The following is a 17,095-nucleotide window of genomic DNA, read 5'->3' as shown; positions in this document are numbered from 1 at the left end:
GGGATGCGCGAGGAGCTTGATAAAGTTACTTCTTGCCTGCTGCGCTCATTTCCGATTTTGCAGCATCCGGATCAAGCGGCTTACTCATAATGATGGCACTGACCTGCTGGAGCGTTGGTTTCCCGGTAAATGCAAAATAGCCCGCCCGCACCGTCTTTGTACGCATCAGGTCGATAAACGTCTTCTTATTCGATATGACCCCGCTCAAAGCCAGTAAATCAGCAACTTCCGTTACATTAGCATTCGGCGGGATTCGTACAACGGTACGCTTTGGCGGTATTGGTGCATCTGCTGCTGCTTTGACCGCCGTACTGTCTGTACCCTCTTGAACAGGCTTCTTCCCTGCGTCAGCCTTGGCTGGCTCCTTCGATCCGCCCTTTTGCGGAGGTGATGAAGCCGCAGATGCAGCCTTTAGTTCCTTCTCCACCCGCTCCCGTTCGGCTGCCACTGCCTGATCCAGTTCCGCTTGCGTATACGACTTCACAGCTGCAGGACGATCGTTATAATGATCCAGCTGCGTTGCTTGCTTCTCTCCCATGAGCATAAGCTGAAGCAGCCCTGCGCCTGCAATAATACCGACGCCAATACCGAACAAAAAAATACGTTTATTCATGGCGGGCTGCTTCCTCCTGCTTAGAAAGCTGTAGAATCAGCTGGATTTCCCCTTTGTTCCGGCCAAGCTTTTTGGCGATTACGTCAATGGATTTACCGCTGCGATACATATCAAACAGTTCCGCATATCGTTCCTGAATGGAAGGTGTCTGCTCTTGAGCAGCTGCGGACTCCTGTTCCAATACTGCCGATGGCGAAAGGTTCGAAGCAATCGTTGGAGGCACTTCGTACGTCAAAGTCGCTTTCTCAGGCAGCTGGACAGGTACATGCATCGGCTTCAACGATTGATCCGCAAGCTTCTGCTCCAATTCCGCACACCGCTTCTCCAATTGCAGCAGACGCTCGTCGCGTTTAGCAGCCAGCGCTTGCGATTCCTGGTTAGATTTACTGACCAAATTCGCGATTTCGCGATTGTCCGCCTCCATATTCTCCATAAATTGCTCCAGCGCCGTCTCCATATTCCGAACGGACTGATTCGTACCGTCCTGCTTGGCATTCGATGCGGCTCTCCGAGGAAGAACCGCGGCACAGACGACCGCAATGCCGCCAATAATCATTATTGTTTGCCATGGTTCCATTCCATTCACCTGCAATTGTAGTTTGGTGCGAGTAGGTTACAGCGAAACATCGATATGCTTGCCTTTGTATGGATGCTGCTTCGTCGGTACATCCTGCTGCTCGTCGTCGTCTTCTTCAGCCCTCGAATTCTTACGCTTCCCTCGCGCCGACGAACGGGTGCTGCGCTGCTGGTTAGAAGAGATAACGTGGCTGCCCCCCTGCTCTACGGCTGTATTGCGGGTCCTCAGCCGTTCTGTCTGCTTCGACGTATCGTGCTCTAGATGCGTTTGATTCACAATCGGCTTATGGTTGATATGGCTTTGCTGCGAACCGCTCTCGAGCGTTCGTGGAATCGACACCTGAAAGTCAATCGGCTTATACGGCATCTCTGTCCACTCCCCTGTTCAAGCTCGTTCAATTGGGTGAAGCTACACGTAAGTTCCCATGACGATATCGCCTTCCGAATAACGAAACGATACGCGCTGCGTTGTATCTTTAATGAAGCGCGTGTAGCGGCCGATTACGATTTTGGTCCCGCCGTAAATAACATTGACGACATCCACCTTAGCGCGGTCGGTATCTTCAAGCGATCGCTCAATTTCAAGCACGCGTTCCTTCGCTTGCGCCAGTTCTTCGGCAGCTGCGCGCTTCGTAGAGGTCAGCTTAATGCGCATCGCCATTTTGTCGGGAGGCAGCTGACCCGCTGCCGCCATGTGGTCAAGCAAATTTAAAGCCTTGTCTGTTTTATCCATATTATCCATATTCCGCTTAATTTGTGTGCGAAGCTCGCTTAGCTCGGAACGAAGCTCCGGTCTAACCCCGACCTCTAATATCGTGGCGGTAGACATCGTATTACCGATCGTTCTCGCGACGACGCGCTCACCCGCCTGAACATTCCCGCCGACGATAAGCCCCTTCGCACCGCTGCATATGACATTTCTGCCTGCCCTTACGCTGGAATGCATGATACTTTGCGAGACGAGCACATCCTCAGACGCTATGACGTTTCCGTCCTGAATGAATGAGCACTTTACATTCTTCCCTGCCTTGATATAGCCTTTATTGCTCGCCAATACGCCGCCAGATATTTCAATCGAGCCGTCGGATTCCAGGATCGCTCCTTCGACGCCGCCGACAATTCGAATATCCCCTGAGGACCTGACACGGAAGCCCGTCAGCACATTGCCTCGAATGACAACCGTACCGACGAAATCAATATTGCCTACTTTATAATCAACATCGCCATTGACTTCAAATACAGGAAAAACATTAATCTTATTCTTGTCCGTAATCGAGATAAGCCCGTCAATCGCGGCATACATAGCCGTTTGTTCTGGATTTACAACGACATTCTTACCTACCTTGAAATGAGCTTCTTTACCATTCTTGCATGGCAAGCTGTCACCGGTGACGGCCATTCCGTCCGTACCGCTCGTGGCTTTTACTTTCTCCGCAATCAATTGTCCGCGGTTTACGTTCTTCAGTTGCGTTACTTCCTTAAAATCAATTTTGCCGCCTTCCGTTTCAACCGGCTTGTATTCATCCTCATTCATATCATAGGAGAAGCGAATGCTGCCATCGATTCCATTGACGGGAGCCTCTCCTTGTGCAACTACGGTCTGGCTATGAAAATAGCTGCTGGGCTGCTGGGCTATTTTCATTAATACTTCCGGCAGGATGCCGTGACTGACGCCATGACTTTTCAAAAACTCTTCCAATTGCGAGCTCGAACATGAGAAACTATCATCCGCAATATTGAATTGTATCCAAGCTGTCAATTTATCCGTTGATGTTTGAACAACAAGATAGTTTTGAAGCTGCTCAATCGTAGACAATGCTGCCCCCCCTTTAGTTGCTAATGCTGCATGAGTTGGTCTTTCTGCTTATCTAGTGCACCGCGCAGCCGCAAGATCGCTTTAGAATGCAGTTGTGAAATACGAGACGGCGACAGTGACATCACATCTGCAATTTCGCTAAGCGAAAGCTCCTCATAATAGAAAAGCGAGATGACGGTCCGTTCTTTCTCCGTCAATCTATCAATGCCGCGAACCAGCGATTCTTTCAAGAAAAATTCATGAACCTTATAGTCCGGATTCTTCGCTTTCTCATCGACGAGCAGCGACAGTCTTGTTTCCGACTCCTCTTCACGAATCGGATCCTCCAGCGAACAAACCGTCGTTACTGCAATTTCTTGCAGCATGACTCCGAATTCCTTCTCGGTTACATTTAAATAGCAGCTAATTTCCGAATCGGATACCGAACGCATAAATTGCTGCTCTAATATTTGATAAGCTTCTTCAATCTTCTTCGCCTTCTCTCGAACGGAGCGCGGCACCCAATCGCCCTGACGCAGGCCGTCAATAATTGCGCCGCGTATCCGCCAGGAAGCATAAGTCTCGAATTGAAGACCTCTTCTGTAATCAAATTTCTCAATCGCATCAATAAGTCCCATAACGCCGTTGCTGGCCAGATCATCCTTGGAAACATTCTTCGGCAGTCCAATCGCCATCCGATTGCTAACATATTCGACCAAGGTCAAGTAATATTCGATCAGACGCTTCTTTGCTTCAATGTCTCCGTCTTCTTTCCACTTCTGCCAAATCTCGATGTTAGACAAATGAGGCGCTTTCGGCTCAATCATCGTCTCACCCTCCTGTTAGGTGACGTATAGCTTTAGCCAGTTCTTCAGGCTCTTTGTTTTGCGTAGAAACTAGTTTGGGCGGCGACAACGGCTTGAATCCTGGATGCTGTTGATCCGGCTCTAACATCCCGCTGCTGTCCATTTGATTTTTCAGCAGACTCTTTAATTCTTCGTCCTCTTCAGGAGTGGAATAATCAATATTGTGGCCTCGAGTCGGCTCCATAGGCTCGGAATGCATTAACGCCGCGGATGGACTCGGTTTTAGACTAAACGCAACTAGTGCGCGAAAGAAAAAAGTCAGTACAAAAAACGCCGCAAATGCGTACAGACATCGAAGGCTGGTAATGCCCAGCCCATTGCTGCCCAGTGAGAAAAGCAAGGTCAGTAAGCTTCCGCCTACGCCGAGTGAAACATTCCAGCGCCATGAACCTATCATGCTAAATCTCCTTTACTCCTTGCTGTACGCTTCGTATCGTAAGCATGCCGCTCAGGCTGTTAAACTCAATTGTTCTGCCATAATTCGCCCCCGTGTCTTCCGCAAGCAGCGGAATGGAGAACTGCTGCAGCATCAGCCTGCAGGATTCCACGTTACGAGGCCCGATTCGCATGGAATCATTGCTCGAGCTAAAAGCAAACATTTGAGCACCGCCGGCCATTTTCGCGACGAACCGTTCGGGCTCTGCACCCGCCTGTTTCATCAAGTCGATCAGATGCGGGATCGAAGTATCAGCATATTTTGCAATATTGATAGCGGCTTCTCTGGCTATTTCTGAGGATGGCAGCATGACATGCACCATTCCGGCTACCTTGGTACGTTCATCGAACAAGGTCAGTCCCACGCAAGAACCAAGTCCTGTCGTCTTGAGTATTGCTCCTTCGGCAGCGACCTTCAGGTCGGCCATGCCTACTTTCACAACATTCTCCAGCATCATTCGTTAGGCACTCCCAAGGCGCTGAAAATTTTATCAAATGAATCCGGATCCGGAATGAGGAAGAAATGACCCGCTAGTTCCTCTCTTCCCTCCAGGAACGTTGTATCGATCAGCAGTGCGGAATCTCCCATTTCACCATATTGGACAAGTCCGTAGCTGAGAATGGCGCCAGCCATATCGATGGCAATCGACGGAACGGTTGGGGAAAGATACAGCTGTGTAAAATCAGCCAACGAAGATAAGTAAGAGCCTGCCAAAATATTGCCGATTTCCGCTAAAGCCGAATATTCCATTTCGGAATAGCCTTCATCGCTGCCATCCAAGGCCAGCAGATTGCGCAGCAGCTTCTTAGCCGAATCTTCTTCGATAAGAAAAAACATATTACCTGGCGCATCGCCTTCAACGCGAAGGAATACGGCAATGACGACCTGTTCGAAGCCGCCGACACGATCGGCAACCTGTTCGAACGGGATTAAGCTGACTGTAGGTACATTCATATCGACAGGCTTGTCCAGAAGCCGGGACAGCGCGGTGGCGGCGTTACCCGCACCGATATTCCCGACCTCCTTCAGAACATCAAGCTTGAATGCTTCGAGCTTGTGAAGTGGATTCACGGCTTAAACCTCTTGCTGTTCAAGCTGAATAATTTCACTCTTATTCAAAACTTCGGACAAATTCAGCATGATGAGCAATCGGCTGTCTCCGATTTTGGCCACACCGTGCAAATATTTGGCTTTAATGCCGCCGATCACTTCTGGAGGCGTATCGATGCTGTCGGAATCGATATCGATGACATCATTCGCGGAATCGACGATGAAGCCGACTTCCAAATCATTCACGGCAACGATAATAATCCGGGAGCTGTCCGTCGCCTCAGATTCTTCCAACCCAAAGCGTCCGCGCAGATCGATGACCGGGAGCACAACGCCGCGTAAATTAATAACACCTTTAATAAAGGCCGGCGTTTTCGGGACACGCGTAATCGGCATCATCCGCTCGATTGTACGTACTTTTTCCACTTCGATCCCATATTCCTCGTTAGCCAATCCAAACACGATAACTTTCAATTCCTCACCCATACGTAAACCCTCCTTTATTTAATAAGCGCATTCGGATCTACAATCAATGCCACTTGCCCATCGCCCAGGATCGTGGCTCCGGAGACAGCTTCTATATTCGTTAAGTATTTACCGAGTGTCTTAAGCACGATTTCACTTTGACCGATGAATTCATCCACCGTCACGGCTCCGATTTTGTCGCCTTTGCGAATGACGACGATTTCGGTCTCCTGCTCTTCCTCTTCAGGGAAGGATGTGCACGCCAGCACCTGCGCCAATGAAATGAGCGGTATGACCGAGCCGCGGTAGTCAATCATCCGGTTGCCGTGAATTTTGCGGATTTGCTCCCTTGGCACAATACCAGTTTCCACGATGGACGAGAGCGGAATCGCGTATTTCTCGGAACCGAGCTTCACGAGCATTGCGGAAATAATCGAGAGCGTAAGCGGTAGCTGGATCGAAAATTTCGTTCCTTTGCCTTCTTTGGACTCGACGGTTACATGTCCGCCGAGCGAGGAAATCTTGGATTTAACAACATCCAAGCCGACGCCTCGCCCGGAGATATCCGAAATCTTGTCCGCCGTACTGAACCCTGCAGCGAAGATCAGCATATTCACTTCACTGTCGGTCAGCCGCTTCGCTTCTTCAGCGGTCACGACACCGTTCTTGATTGCAATCTGCTTGACCTTCTCGCGGTTGATGCCGCGTCCGTCTTCTTCGACTTCGATAAAGACGTGGTTGCCGCTGTGGTAAGCCCTCAGGTGAACCGTTCCCGTCTCGGATTTGCCTGCGGCAATACGATCCGCAATCGGCTCGATGCCATGGTCAAGCGAGTTGCGGAGCAAGTGAACGAGCGGATCGCCGATCTCGTCGATAACCGTACGGTCCAACTCGGTTTCCGCGCCTGAGAGAATGAGGTCGACTTTCTTGTCCAATGACTTGGCCAAGTCGCGAACCATCCGAGGAAAACGATTAAATACCGATTCCACCGGGACCATCCGAAGCTTCAATACGATATTCTGCAAATCGCTGCTCACGCGGGACATATGCTCGACCGTTTCGGTCAAGTCGTTGCGCCGTACTTCGCTGGCCAATTGCTCGAGCCGCACCCGGTCGATAAGCAATTCGCTGAATAGATTCATCAACGTATCCAAGCGGTCGATATCAACCCGAATCGTTCTAGAGACGTTCGCTCCTGCCGCAGCCGGGGCTGCTTGCGCTGCAGGGGCGGACGCGGCGGCTGTCTGCGAGCGACCCGTATCGACAACGGCTTGTGCGGCGGCGAATGATGCGGATGCCGTCGGCTCGCCCTGCGATGCTACGCCAAGCTGCTCAAGCGATTCACGGTCAAGCTGCGTAATGACCGCGCTTTCGATTTCGGAGACTGATTCAATTCCTTTACGCAGCTCATCCTCCGAAATGCTCGCGATGGTGAATACGGTAAAGGAGCGGTCGAATTTCTCCTGCTCGATTTCTTGCACGCTAGGCGACGATTTGACGATTTCCCCGCTGTGCTCCAGGAAATCGAAAACCATGTAGGCACGGGCTGCTTTAAGCACGCAATCTTCCCGGACGGTTACCACAATGTGGAAGACTGCCATTCCTGCTTCGATCGATTGCAGCAGAATCGAGCTTTGGAATTGGTCAAGCACGCTGCCGTCATTTGAGCCGGCACTTGATGTTGATGTCGCTTTACCGGATGGCGCATCTTTCTTGTAGTCGCCCTTAACGATCGCTTTCAATGACGCTACGATCGCCGTTACATCCGCCTTGCCGGTACCGCCGCCGATAATATCCTGAACCATGGACTCCAGTGCATCAAGACCTTTGAACAACGTGTCAAAAATAAAGTTGTCCATTTTGAGCTTGTTGTTCCGGACGAGGTCAAGCACATTTTCCATTTCATGCGTCAGTGAAGCAAGATCCTCAAAACCCATTGTGGCCGACATGCCCTTCAGTGTATGAGCAGAACGGAAAATGATTTGAACGATGCTGATGTCTTCTGGAGCACTCTCGAGCTTCAGCAAATTTTCGTTAAGCGACTGCAGGTGATCGTTTGATTCGTCTATAAACATTGATAGATAAGCGTTCATATCCATTTCCATGCACCTCCTGATTGAATGGTTGCCAAACGAAATGTTTGCTAGCTTTACTGCGTTACAGCACTTGTTAACGCGGGAGCGATTTGTTTGAGCGGCACGACGGTCTTCGCGACGCCTGCTTCGACTGCTGCACGGGGCATGCCATACACGACGCATGATTCCTCCGCTTCGGCAATAGCCGTCTCGGCACCGCTCTCCATGAGCTGCTTCATGCCTTTAACACCGTCATTTCCCATCCCCGTCATAATGACGGAATGTCTGCGAAGCTCTGGAAACCCTGCACACGATTCGAACATCGTATCGACCGATGGCCGATGTCCGCCGCGCGGGGCATCCTCTGATAACTTAATGAAATATCCTGCTCCGTCCTTGGCAAGCTCCATATGGCTGCCTCCTGGAGCTATGTAAACCATCCCTGCATAGACGCGTTCACCTTGCACGGCTTCCGTCACATGCAATGCGCTGAAGGCATCCAGCCGCTGCGCTAGCGAGCGTGTGAATTTAGGCGGCATATGCTGCACGATCAAGACAGGAGCCGGAAAATCACCGGGCAGCGAAGTGATTACTTCATGCAGCGCGCGCGGCCCCCCCGTCGATGTTCCAATAGCAACGAGATGGCGGAATGTCTTGGATGGCTTTGGCTTATGGATCGTCTTGGCAGCCGCTGGCTCATTCTCGGACTTGGCCGAGATTTCCGGCTCTTCCTCAAGCCTGACGATCGGTGGCTCAGCCTGTTTCTTGGGGGCGAGCCTTTCTGGTGCTGCCGTTTTCCCCGCTTTTTCCTGCTTCTCGGCCTTTGCCGATTTATTCGGCTGCTTAAGTGCTGGCGGCTTAGCCGCTTCAGTGGTTTGCGGCGGCTTCTCCTTCGCCGATGCCGGTTGTTTGGTTATTTTCGGCTCGAACAAGCTGGAATGACGCTTCGTGAGGACAGCGATTCGAAGCTTCTCTAACAGCTGTTCGCCGACGGTCTTGATATCCGGCGACAGCGGGCCTGACGGCTTGCGAATGAAGTCGAACGCTCCGTTCTGGAGAGCCTTGATCGTTTCTCTCGTACCGTCATCGCTTATGCTTGAGAGCATTATGACAGGCACAGGATGTATGCGCATGATGCGTTCCAACGCCTCGAGTCCGTTCATTTCAGGCATTTCCAGGTCCATTGTAATAACATCGGGCTTCAATGCTCGCACGGCTTCTATGGCTTCACAGCCGTTAGTTGCGGTTGCGAGAATTTCAAATTGGGCATCTTCCGCGATCAAATCACAGATTATTTTTCGCATGAAAGCGGAGTCGTCTACGACAAGGACGCGTGAAGTCACATTCATCGTCTTGCCTCCTAATTTCAAAGGTTAGTGTGATAGTCTGAACATCTTTTGTAAGAACCCTTTGACGCCGCTGTTTGCGGCAGCAGGAGATCCAGGAATCTCCGCAAACCGTTTTGCTATCTCCATGACCGATCGTGCAGCATCCGAGCTCGGAAACGCGATTGCGAAGGGCACTTGCTTCTTCACTGCTTTCGTAACGATTGGGTCGTCCGGCATAATGCCAAGCACAGGAATTTCGATATCTAGAAAACGCTGCGCGACAAGGCCGATTTTATCGGCGGTTGCCTTCCCTTCCTTGTCATCGGTCGCGCGATTGACGATCAGCTTAAACTTCACGTCATGCTCCATCGCTGTCACCATTTTGATTAAGGCGTAAGCATCGGTGATGGAGGTAGGCTCAGGCGTTGTAACCACGAACGTTTCCTGCGCTGCCGTAATGAACTTGATCGTTTCTTTGGACAATCCGGCCCCCGTATCGAACAAGATCACATCGTACTGTCCGTGCAATCTGCCGATTTGTTCGGCAAAATAGTCCAATTGCGCCGGAGACAAGTCGAGCAGGTCTTTAAAACCCGAACCTCCGGCAATAAAGTGCACGCCTTGCGGTCCTTCTTGAATGATGTCCCAAATCGTTTTTTCCTGCTTCAATAAATGATAGAGATTATAAGGAGAAGTAACGCCCATCAGCACATCGATATTCGCCATACTGATATCGGCATCGAAAATCAATACTTTCTTGCCAATTCGCGATAAGGCTAGCGAGAAATTAAGACTGAAATTCGACTTGCCAACCCCGCCTTTACCGCTCGTTACCGTTATAACGCGTGTTGACCTGCCTTCACCCTTCAATTCTTGATTGCGTACCATGTGCCTGAGGGCTTCTGCTTGATCATTCACCATGAGGATCCCCCAGCAGCTGCGCGACATAGCCGGCGGCTTGGAAGACAGCGATGTCATCGGGCACGGTTTGACCGTAAGCAATATAAGTCGGCCTTAGTCCGTGTCCCAGCGCCAAATTGAGAATCGCCCCATTCGCGTGGGTCTCATCTTGTTTGGTATAGAGGACGCGGTTAATGCCGAATTTGGAGAAGTTCTCCGCTACCTTGGACATATCGCTGAATTTGCCGGTTAAGCTGAGCACCAGAAACGTTTCAGATTCTCTGCCTGGCTGTAGCAGGCTGTTCACTTCAGATACGTATAGCTCGTTACGGAAATTTCTGCCTGCCGTATCCATGAAGATCAATTCCCGGTCCTCCAGCTGCCTAAAGGCGCGTGCTACCTCGGAAGGCGAGAACACGACTTCAAGCGGTACGTTTAGAATCGTTGCATAGGTGCGCAGTTGATCGACAGCCGCGATTCGATACGTATCGGAGGTGATAAACCCGACCTTTCGACCGGCCTTTAACGTCTGTTCCGCTGCAAGCTTGGCAATGGACGTTGTTTTGCCAACGCCCGTAGGGCCGACAAAGTGGATCACGCGCGTGTTCTTGTTGATCTCGGCAGCCCCAAAGTCCTTCAGCCAATCCAGCAGCGTACGGGCTGCAATCTCCCAAACCGATGTTCGATCCGGCATATCAAGTTGCCCGGTTAACGCTAATTGTTCTTCTATGGTCGTGACCAGTTTATCGACCCAAGGTTGGCTAACTTCTTGATCCAGCAGTCGGTCGTTCAGTGCTTGAATGGCTTCCGGCCATGCATTAACCTGCTGCTGCTTTGACATACGCACGATCCACTGCTTCATATCGCGTATTTCTTCCATGAGCGCATCTTCGGAAACCTGCGATTTCTTTGGAATCGGTGCTGTTTCAGGAAGTTCGGCAATGGCAGCAGTCCTTGCTTCATATACCGCCGCTGGACCTGACTTTCTGACTGTCTCTGGCAGTGGAGGCGTCATCACAGCCGTAGTGCTCGAAGGAGCCGTTCCTGCTCCTCCCGCCTGCTCGCGATTCGCAGCCGCTGACGACAACGAAGCAGCCATGGATGCGATCACTTCCGGCGTTATAGCCGGTTTGCCTGAAGTTTGTGCCTGTGTACGAGCTGCCGGTTTCGCGGTGGAAGCGCTGGTATTCGTTTCAACAGCAGCGATAACCTCAGTCTTCTTCTTGCCGAACATCCCCAGGAAGCCGCCGACGCGTATTTCCTTCGTGTTTAAGATGACGGCGTCCATGCCAAGCTCGCTTCGAATCATTGGCAGTGCTTCAGGTAATGCATTGACGATATAACGCTTCACCTTCATAGATTCACCACTCCAATGCTTTGGACTTCAATGCTTGGTTCAAGCTCGCTGTACGATAATACGGGTATATCCTGCATGGTCCGCTCTACGATTTGACGCAAATACATGCGTATGGTAGGCGAAGCAAGTACAATCGGCTGCTGGCCGGACTGGATTTGCTTGTTCACCTGTTCATTCAGCCGCTGGTAAATCGTTTGCGTCGCGACAGGATCGAGGGCCAAATAACTGCCCTGATCGGAGCTTTGAACCGATTCCGCGATTTTCTTCTCAAGCGAAGGGCCGACCGTTATGACGCGAAGCGTATCGCCTTGATTGGAGAACTGCTGCGTAATTTGTCTCGATAACGCTTGGCGTACATATTCCGTCAGGATATCGGGGTCCTTCGTAAACGGACCGTGGTCGGCCAGCGATTCGAAGATCGTAACCATATCGCGAATCGATATTTTCTCGCGAAGCAGCTTCGCAAGCACCTTCTGGACATCGCCCACATTCAGGATGGAGGGAATCAACTCGTCAACGAGCGCAGGATACGACTCTCTGACGTTATCGATGAGCGCCTTCGTTTCCTGGCGACCGATCAATTCATGCGCATGGCGTTTAATCAGTTCCGTTAAATGCGTCGCAACGACAGATGGCGGATCCACCACCGTATAACCGGTCAGTTCAGCGCGTTCTTTGGTCGATTCATCGATCCAAATCGCGGGCAATCCGAATGCCGGCTCTACCGTTTCGATACCAATGATAGATTCGTCGTCGAAGCCTGGGCTCATCGCTAAGTAATGATTGAGGAGCAGCTCGCCTCTGGCGACTGTATTTCCTTTGATCTTAATCACGTATTCATTGGGCTTCAGCTGAATGTTATCCCGGATCCGAATGACCGGCACAACAAGCCCCAGCTCTAAAGCGCACTGTCTTCGGATCATAATAATCCGATCAAGTAAATCGCCGCCCTGCTGCGTGTCCGCGAGTGGAATGAGACCATACCCGAACTCAAACTCGATAGGATCCACTTGAAGAAGACTGATGACACTTTCGGGGCTTCTCACTTCTTCAATCTCCTGTTCCTCGACAAGCAATTCCTCGGCCTGCTGCTGTTTCGTAATGTTCAGCTGCATACGGTACGCCGCAACCCCGATCACAATGGCAAATGGAAGCGTGGCCACTGGACCGATTGGCGTTCCGATGCCTAGCAAGGCTACCGTACCTGCAACGATATACAGAAGCTTGGGATAGCGAAACAATTGTACTGTGACATCATGCGCCAAATTTCCGTCGGATGCCGCACGTGTAACAATCAAGCCGGTCGCCGTGGAAATGAGCAGCGCCGGAATTTGGCTGACCAATCCGTCACCGATGGTAAGCACCGAGAACGTATTGAGCGACTCCGAGAAGGAGAAGCCGTGCACGGACATCCCGATAATGAAGCCGCCGATGAGGTTAATAATTAGAATGATGATGGATGCAATCGCATCCCCTTTTACGAATTTACTGGCACCATCCATGGACCCGTAGAAATCCGCTTCCCGCTCGATCTTCTGACGGCGTTCCTTGGCCTGCTGCTCGTTGATGAGACCCGCATTTAAATCAGCGTCGATACTCATCTGCTTACCCGGCATCGCATCGAGCGTGAATCGTGCGGCAACCTCGGCTACGCGCTCCGATCCCTTCGTGATTACGATGAACTGAACGACCACCAGAATGAGGAAGACAACGAATCCGATGGCTATTTGGCCGCCGGCCACCCAATTTCCGAAGGTTCCTACCACTTTACCTGCATGTGCATGCGCCAAAATATTACGTGTCGTGGATATGTTCAGCGCCAAACGAAATAAAGTCGTGATGAGCAGGAGTGCTGGGAAAATGGAGAATTGCAGCGCATCCTGCGTATTCATGGATATGAGCAGAATCATTAATGCGGCGGAGATGTTAACGATGAGAAGAACGTCCAACAGCCCTGTAGGAATCGGTATAACCATCATAAGTACGATGCCGATAATCCCGACGAGTATGGTTAAATCCCTTGCCTTCATGACGTTCCTTCCCCCCCTGCGATGATCGATACTTATTTCGCTTTGTTCTTAAGCTTATATACATATGCCAATACTTCCGCCACAGCCTGGAACAAGTCGGCAGGCACGGTATCTCCGATTTCCGTCCGATCATACAAGGCTCTGGCGAGCGGCCTGTTTTCCATCATGATGACCCCGTGCTCCTTGGCGACATCTTTGATCCGAAGTGCGACAAAATCCATGCCCTTCGCGATGATCGTCGGAGCCTCCATCTTAGAACCGTCATACTGCAAGGCGATTGCAAAGTGGGTCGGATTGGTAATGACGACATCCGCTTTCGGTACCTGCTGCATCATTCGCTGCAAAGCCATACGCCGCTGCCGTTCTCGAATCTTGCCTTTAATGAGAGGGTCGCCCTCTGATTTTTTGTATTCGTCTTTGATGTCCTGCTTGGACATCCGTAAGCTTTTCTCGTGTTCGTAACGCTTGTAGAGATAATCAAACGCAGCCAGTACGACAAGAATGGCGCCGATCTCAATGCCCAGCTTGATCGTGATCTGAGCGATAAAGCTGAATATGCCGCTTATGGATACGGTAGCAAGCCCTAGTATCCGGTTTCGTTCACTCCACAAAGTGAGATAAACGATTACGCCGATAAGCAACAGCTTTAAGATGTTTTTGACAAATTCGACGACAGAATGCATCGAGAAGATTTGCTGAAACCCTTTGATGGGATTCAGTTTATTGAAGTTCATTTTGAGCGGCTCGCCTGTAAACAAAATACCGATCTGCATGTAGTTGCCGAGCAAGCCGAAAAGTACCGTGATCGCAAAGATTGGAGCCAGCAGCATAAATCCCTGCATCATTAAATCGGAAAACAACGTAACGATGTTGCTGGTTGTCACTTCCATCAACAGCTTCTGTTCAAACAGTAATCCGAAAATACGCATGAGCCGCACTTTGTAATAACCGCCCAGCATGATGAAGCTGAGAAAGACAAACAAGAGAATGAACGCCGCAGGCAGTTCCTGGCTCTTAGCGAGCTGCCCTTTCTTACGTGCCTCCTGGCGTTTCTTCGGTGTTGCACGCTCCGTCTTTTCTTGTGAGAACATCTGTAAATCGAGCGTCCAACGGTAATTCGTCATCTTTAGAGCCCTCCCACTTAAGCTGCAGGACCTTGCAGGATAGAGAACAGCTTCTGCATCGCACTAAACATCAGCTCAAAAATATGCTCGTACAGCGTAACAAGACTCGGCATCAAAATAATCAGTATGAGAAAACCAACAAGTATCTTAATTGGAATGCCGATGACGAATACGTTATACTGAGGAGCCGTGCGAGCAAGAAACCCAAGGCCTACGTCTGTTAGGAACATCGCCACGACAAGCGGTGCGGCCATTTGAATCGCCAGCAAAAACGTTTGCGCAACCATGCCGGTAAGAAAGCTCGTTATGCTGCCCGACTTCATATGCAGGAACAACGTGTTTGAGATCGGAATCCAATCATAGCTCTGAAGCAGTGCCGACAGCAGATAATGATGGCCGTTGATGGACAGAAAGACGAGCGTCGCGATCATGCCCTTAAAGTTGCCGGTGAGCGGTGCCGATACGCCCGACATGGGATCGATCACGTTGGCCATGCCGAATCCCATCTGCATATCGATCAAGCTGCCTGCCGTGTTCACGATCGCGAAAAACAAATAAGCGGTGTAACCTAGCAGCACCCCTGCCAGAATCTCTCGAATGATCGCAAGTATATACTCCGCGTCAGGCACGATCGTCTGCTTGATGCCATATGTAAGAAAAACGAGGAAAGAAACAAAAAAACAAAAACCGATCTTAAAAGTATTCGGCACATTTCGAGTCGAAAAGATAGGTGCGACGACGAAAAATGCTGTGATTCGACAAAAAATAAGCAAAAAAATAGGGAACCCTTGAAGAAACAACTCCATCGATCCACAGCCCTATCCGATATATTTATACAAGTTATTCAGCAGGTTGTAAGTGAAATCGACCAGCGTATTCAAAATCCATGGACCAAATAACAAGATGGACAGCAGCACAGCTGCCACTTTAGGAACGAATGCCAGCGTCTGCTCCTGGATTTGGGTCGTCGCTTGAAATATACTGACGATCAAGCCGACAATCAAACCGATGAGAAGCATTGGCGCGCTGGCCTTTAACACGGTATAGACCGCCTGTGCAGCCAAGGCGATGATGAAATCTGTACTCATGATTGCACTCCTCTCCGCAGGGGCTACGTTGTGTTAAAGCTGAGTAATAGTGACTTGACAACGAGATACCAGCCGTCGACAAGGACAAAGAGCAAAATTTTGAAAGGCAGCGATATCATGACAGGAGGCAGCATCATCATCCCCATCGCCATAAGCGTACTGGCAACGACCATGTCAATGATCAAGAAAGGAATAAAAATCATAAATCCCATCTGAAACGATGTTCGGAGTTCACTTAGCGCATAAGCCGGAACCATGACCGTAATCGGAATATCTTCGTACGACTTCGGCTTCTCCGTCTTCGTGTACTTCATGAACAACAGCAGATCTTTCTCACGTGTCTGGTTAAACATAAATTTTTTCATCGGAACGGCAGCTTTGCTAAGTGCCTGGGTCTGTGTGAGTTCTCCCTTAAGATATGGCTGTAATGCCACATCATTAACCGCACCAAGCGTCGGCGACATGATGAAGAAGGTCAGAAACATCGCTAATCCGACCAATACCTGATTGGGCGGCATCGACTGCGTGCCTAGAGAAGTTCGAACAAAGCCTAACACGATGACGATTCGGGTAAAGCTCGTCATTAAGACGAGAATTGCGGGCGCGACACTTAACACCGTAATGATTAAGAGAAGCGACAATGCACTTGTACCCGGCTGACCGCTGCCGCTGTCCCCTATACTTACGCTCACATTAGGCAGCGGTTCTGCAAATGCATGGGTGTGAAATAACAGTCCTAACAATTGAACCGCCAGTACCGTCAGTACGATTTTTTTGTTCATTCATCCAACAACCGATCATTATGATTTTGCTCTTTAAGCAGATCTTCTACTTTCTGTTTCTGATCCGACTGTCTCTTCATACCGTCACTCAGCAGCTCCTTGAACGAAGCGGAGGATTGCCACGGCTGATTGTTAGGCTCGGCCCCATCATTCTTCTTGCGGAATCGACTTACGAAATCCGCTAGTGTCGGAGAGTTCCATGTTCGGCTGTTTTGCTGCTCAATCGCATCCAGCACGGCGGCTGCCGTTTCTGGATCATCGATCTTGTCAAGCAGCGTAATGTCTTCGCCGACACCGACAACGTACACGCGTCCGGATAGCTCGACTACTTGAAGCGATTTATTCTGACCAAGAGGAATGCCGCCAAGCGAGCGGAGTGCCCGATTCGTGCCCCAGCCCCGATTACGGCTTGCGAGCCACTTGATGAGCAATATGATGAGACCAATGACAAGTAAAAGGGCAACAATGACCCAGACTAAGTATCCAATGCCCGTACCGATCTCCGGCTTGCCTTCATCTGAGTCCACTGCTGCTGATGCAAGACTTGCTGTCATTAGCCAGCCGAAGACAGCAAATCCAGCAAGTCGGTAATTCTTTAAACCTTTCATCT

19 protein-coding genes are annotated in these 17,095 nt (G+C 50.4%); all 19 read right to left on the bottom strand.

Annotated elements, in window-relative coordinates; genetic code table 11:
• Positions 1-25 precede the first annotated feature (25 nt).
• The 19 genes from KXU80_RS02290 to KXU80_RS02200 are packed head-to-tail and all read right to left on the bottom strand — an operon-like array spanning position 26 to position 17,093.
• Positions 26-613, bottom strand: coding sequence for an MltG/YceG/YrrL family protein (locus KXU80_RS02290; RefSeq protein ID WP_219836687.1), 588 nt, complete (start codon positions 611-613; stop codon positions 26-28).
• Positions 606-1,190, bottom strand: coding sequence for a hypothetical protein (locus tag KXU80_RS02285; protein WP_219836686.1), 585 nt, complete (start codon positions 1,188-1,190; stop codon positions 606-608). Before KXU80_RS02285 ends, KXU80_RS02290 begins: the two co-directional genes overlap by 8 nt.
• 36 nt (positions 1,191-1,226) lie before the next feature.
• Positions 1,227-1,556: a hypothetical protein gene (locus KXU80_RS02280; RefSeq protein WP_219836685.1), complete on the bottom strand. Its 330-nt coding sequence runs from the start codon at positions 1,554-1,556 to the stop codon at positions 1,227-1,229.
• 42 nt (positions 1,557-1,598) lie between these two features.
• Positions 1,599-3,005, bottom strand: coding sequence for a flagellar assembly protein A (locus KXU80_RS02275; protein WP_219836684.1), 1,407 nt, complete (start codon positions 3,003-3,005; stop codon positions 1,599-1,601).
• A gap of 20 nt (positions 3,006-3,025) precedes the next feature.
• Positions 3,026-3,811, bottom strand: coding sequence for a FliA/WhiG family RNA polymerase sigma factor (locus KXU80_RS02270; RefSeq protein ID WP_219836683.1), 786 nt, complete (start codon positions 3,809-3,811; stop codon positions 3,026-3,028).
• A gap of 4 nt (positions 3,812-3,815) precedes the next feature.
• Positions 3,816-4,247, bottom strand: coding sequence for a hypothetical protein (locus KXU80_RS02265; protein WP_219836682.1), 432 nt, complete (start codon positions 4,245-4,247; stop codon positions 3,816-3,818).
• 1 nt (position 4,248) lies between these two features.
• Positions 4,249-4,743 carry a chemotaxis protein CheD gene (locus KXU80_RS02260; protein WP_374987740.1) on the bottom strand — a complete coding sequence of 165 codons (495 nt, stop codon included), beginning with the start codon at positions 4,741-4,743 and terminating at the stop codon, positions 4,249-4,251.
• Entirely contained in the window at positions 4,740-5,357 is a 618-nt protein-coding gene (locus KXU80_RS02255; RefSeq protein ID WP_219836681.1) for a chemotaxis protein CheC, read from the bottom strand. Before KXU80_RS02255 ends, KXU80_RS02260 begins: the two co-directional genes overlap by 4 nt.
• A gap of 3 nt (positions 5,358-5,360) precedes the next feature.
• Positions 5,361-5,822 (bottom strand): chemotaxis protein CheW, encoded by a 462-nt coding sequence (locus KXU80_RS02250; RefSeq protein WP_219836679.1) that lies wholly within the window; start codon positions 5,820-5,822, stop codon positions 5,361-5,363.
• A 14-nt stretch (positions 5,823-5,836) separates the two neighbouring features.
• Positions 5,837-7,900: a chemotaxis protein CheA gene (locus KXU80_RS02245; RefSeq protein WP_219836678.1), complete on the bottom strand. Its 2,064-nt coding sequence runs from the start codon at positions 7,898-7,900 to the stop codon at positions 5,837-5,839.
• 50 nt (positions 7,901-7,950) lie between these two features.
• Positions 7,951-9,225 carry a protein-glutamate methylesterase/protein-glutamine glutaminase gene (cheB, locus tag KXU80_RS02240; protein ID WP_219836677.1) on the bottom strand — a complete coding sequence of 425 codons (1,275 nt, stop codon included), beginning with the start codon at positions 9,223-9,225 and terminating at the stop codon, positions 7,951-7,953.
• Between the two features lie 24 nt (positions 9,226-9,249).
• Entirely contained in the window at positions 9,250-10,122 is an 873-nt protein-coding gene (locus KXU80_RS02235) for a MinD/ParA family protein (RefSeq protein WP_219838827.1), read from the bottom strand.
• Positions 10,115-11,461 carry a flagellar biosynthesis GTPase FlhF gene (gene flhF, locus KXU80_RS02230; RefSeq protein ID WP_219836676.1) on the bottom strand — a complete coding sequence of 449 codons (1,347 nt, stop codon included), beginning with the start codon at positions 11,459-11,461 and terminating at the stop codon, positions 10,115-10,117. Before flhF ends, KXU80_RS02235 begins: the two co-directional genes overlap by 8 nt.
• On the bottom strand, positions 11,458-13,491 hold the full coding sequence (flhA, locus tag KXU80_RS02225) for a flagellar biosynthesis protein FlhA (protein ID WP_219836675.1): 2,034 nt from the start codon (positions 13,489-13,491) through the stop codon (positions 11,458-11,460). Before flhA ends, flhF begins: the two co-directional genes overlap by 4 nt.
• A 32-nt stretch (positions 13,492-13,523) precedes the next feature.
• Positions 13,524-14,615, bottom strand: a complete 1,092-nt coding sequence (gene flhB, locus KXU80_RS02220) for a flagellar biosynthesis protein FlhB (RefSeq protein WP_219836674.1) — start codon at positions 14,613-14,615, stop codon at positions 13,524-13,526.
• Between the two features lie 17 nt (positions 14,616-14,632).
• A complete protein-coding gene (fliR, locus tag KXU80_RS02215; protein WP_219836673.1) occupies positions 14,633-15,421 on the bottom strand; it encodes a flagellar biosynthetic protein FliR in 789 nt (262 codons plus the stop codon).
• Positions 15,422-15,433: 12 nt separating this feature from the next.
• A complete protein-coding gene (gene fliQ / locus KXU80_RS02210; RefSeq protein ID WP_219836672.1) occupies positions 15,434-15,703 on the bottom strand; it encodes a flagellar biosynthesis protein FliQ in 270 nt (89 codons plus the stop codon).
• Positions 15,704-15,726: 23 nt separating this feature from the next.
• Positions 15,727-16,485, bottom strand: coding sequence for a flagellar type III secretion system pore protein FliP (fliP, locus tag KXU80_RS02205; RefSeq protein WP_219836671.1), 759 nt, complete (start codon positions 16,483-16,485; stop codon positions 15,727-15,729).
• Entirely contained in the window at positions 16,482-17,093 is a 612-nt protein-coding gene (locus tag KXU80_RS02200) for a flagellar biosynthetic protein FliO (protein ID WP_219836670.1), read from the bottom strand. The genes fliP and KXU80_RS02200 overlap by 4 nt, the downstream gene beginning before the upstream one ends.
• Between the last annotated feature and the right edge of the window lie 2 nt (positions 17,094-17,095).

The organism is Paenibacillus sp. R14(2021) (assembly GCF_019431355.1).
In the GTDB taxonomy this organism is placed as follows: domain Bacteria; phylum Bacillota; class Bacilli; order Paenibacillales; family Paenibacillaceae; genus Paenibacillus_Z.
Note: the sequence above shows the minus strand (reverse complement) of the source record. Positions and strands in the feature narration are given on the sequence as shown.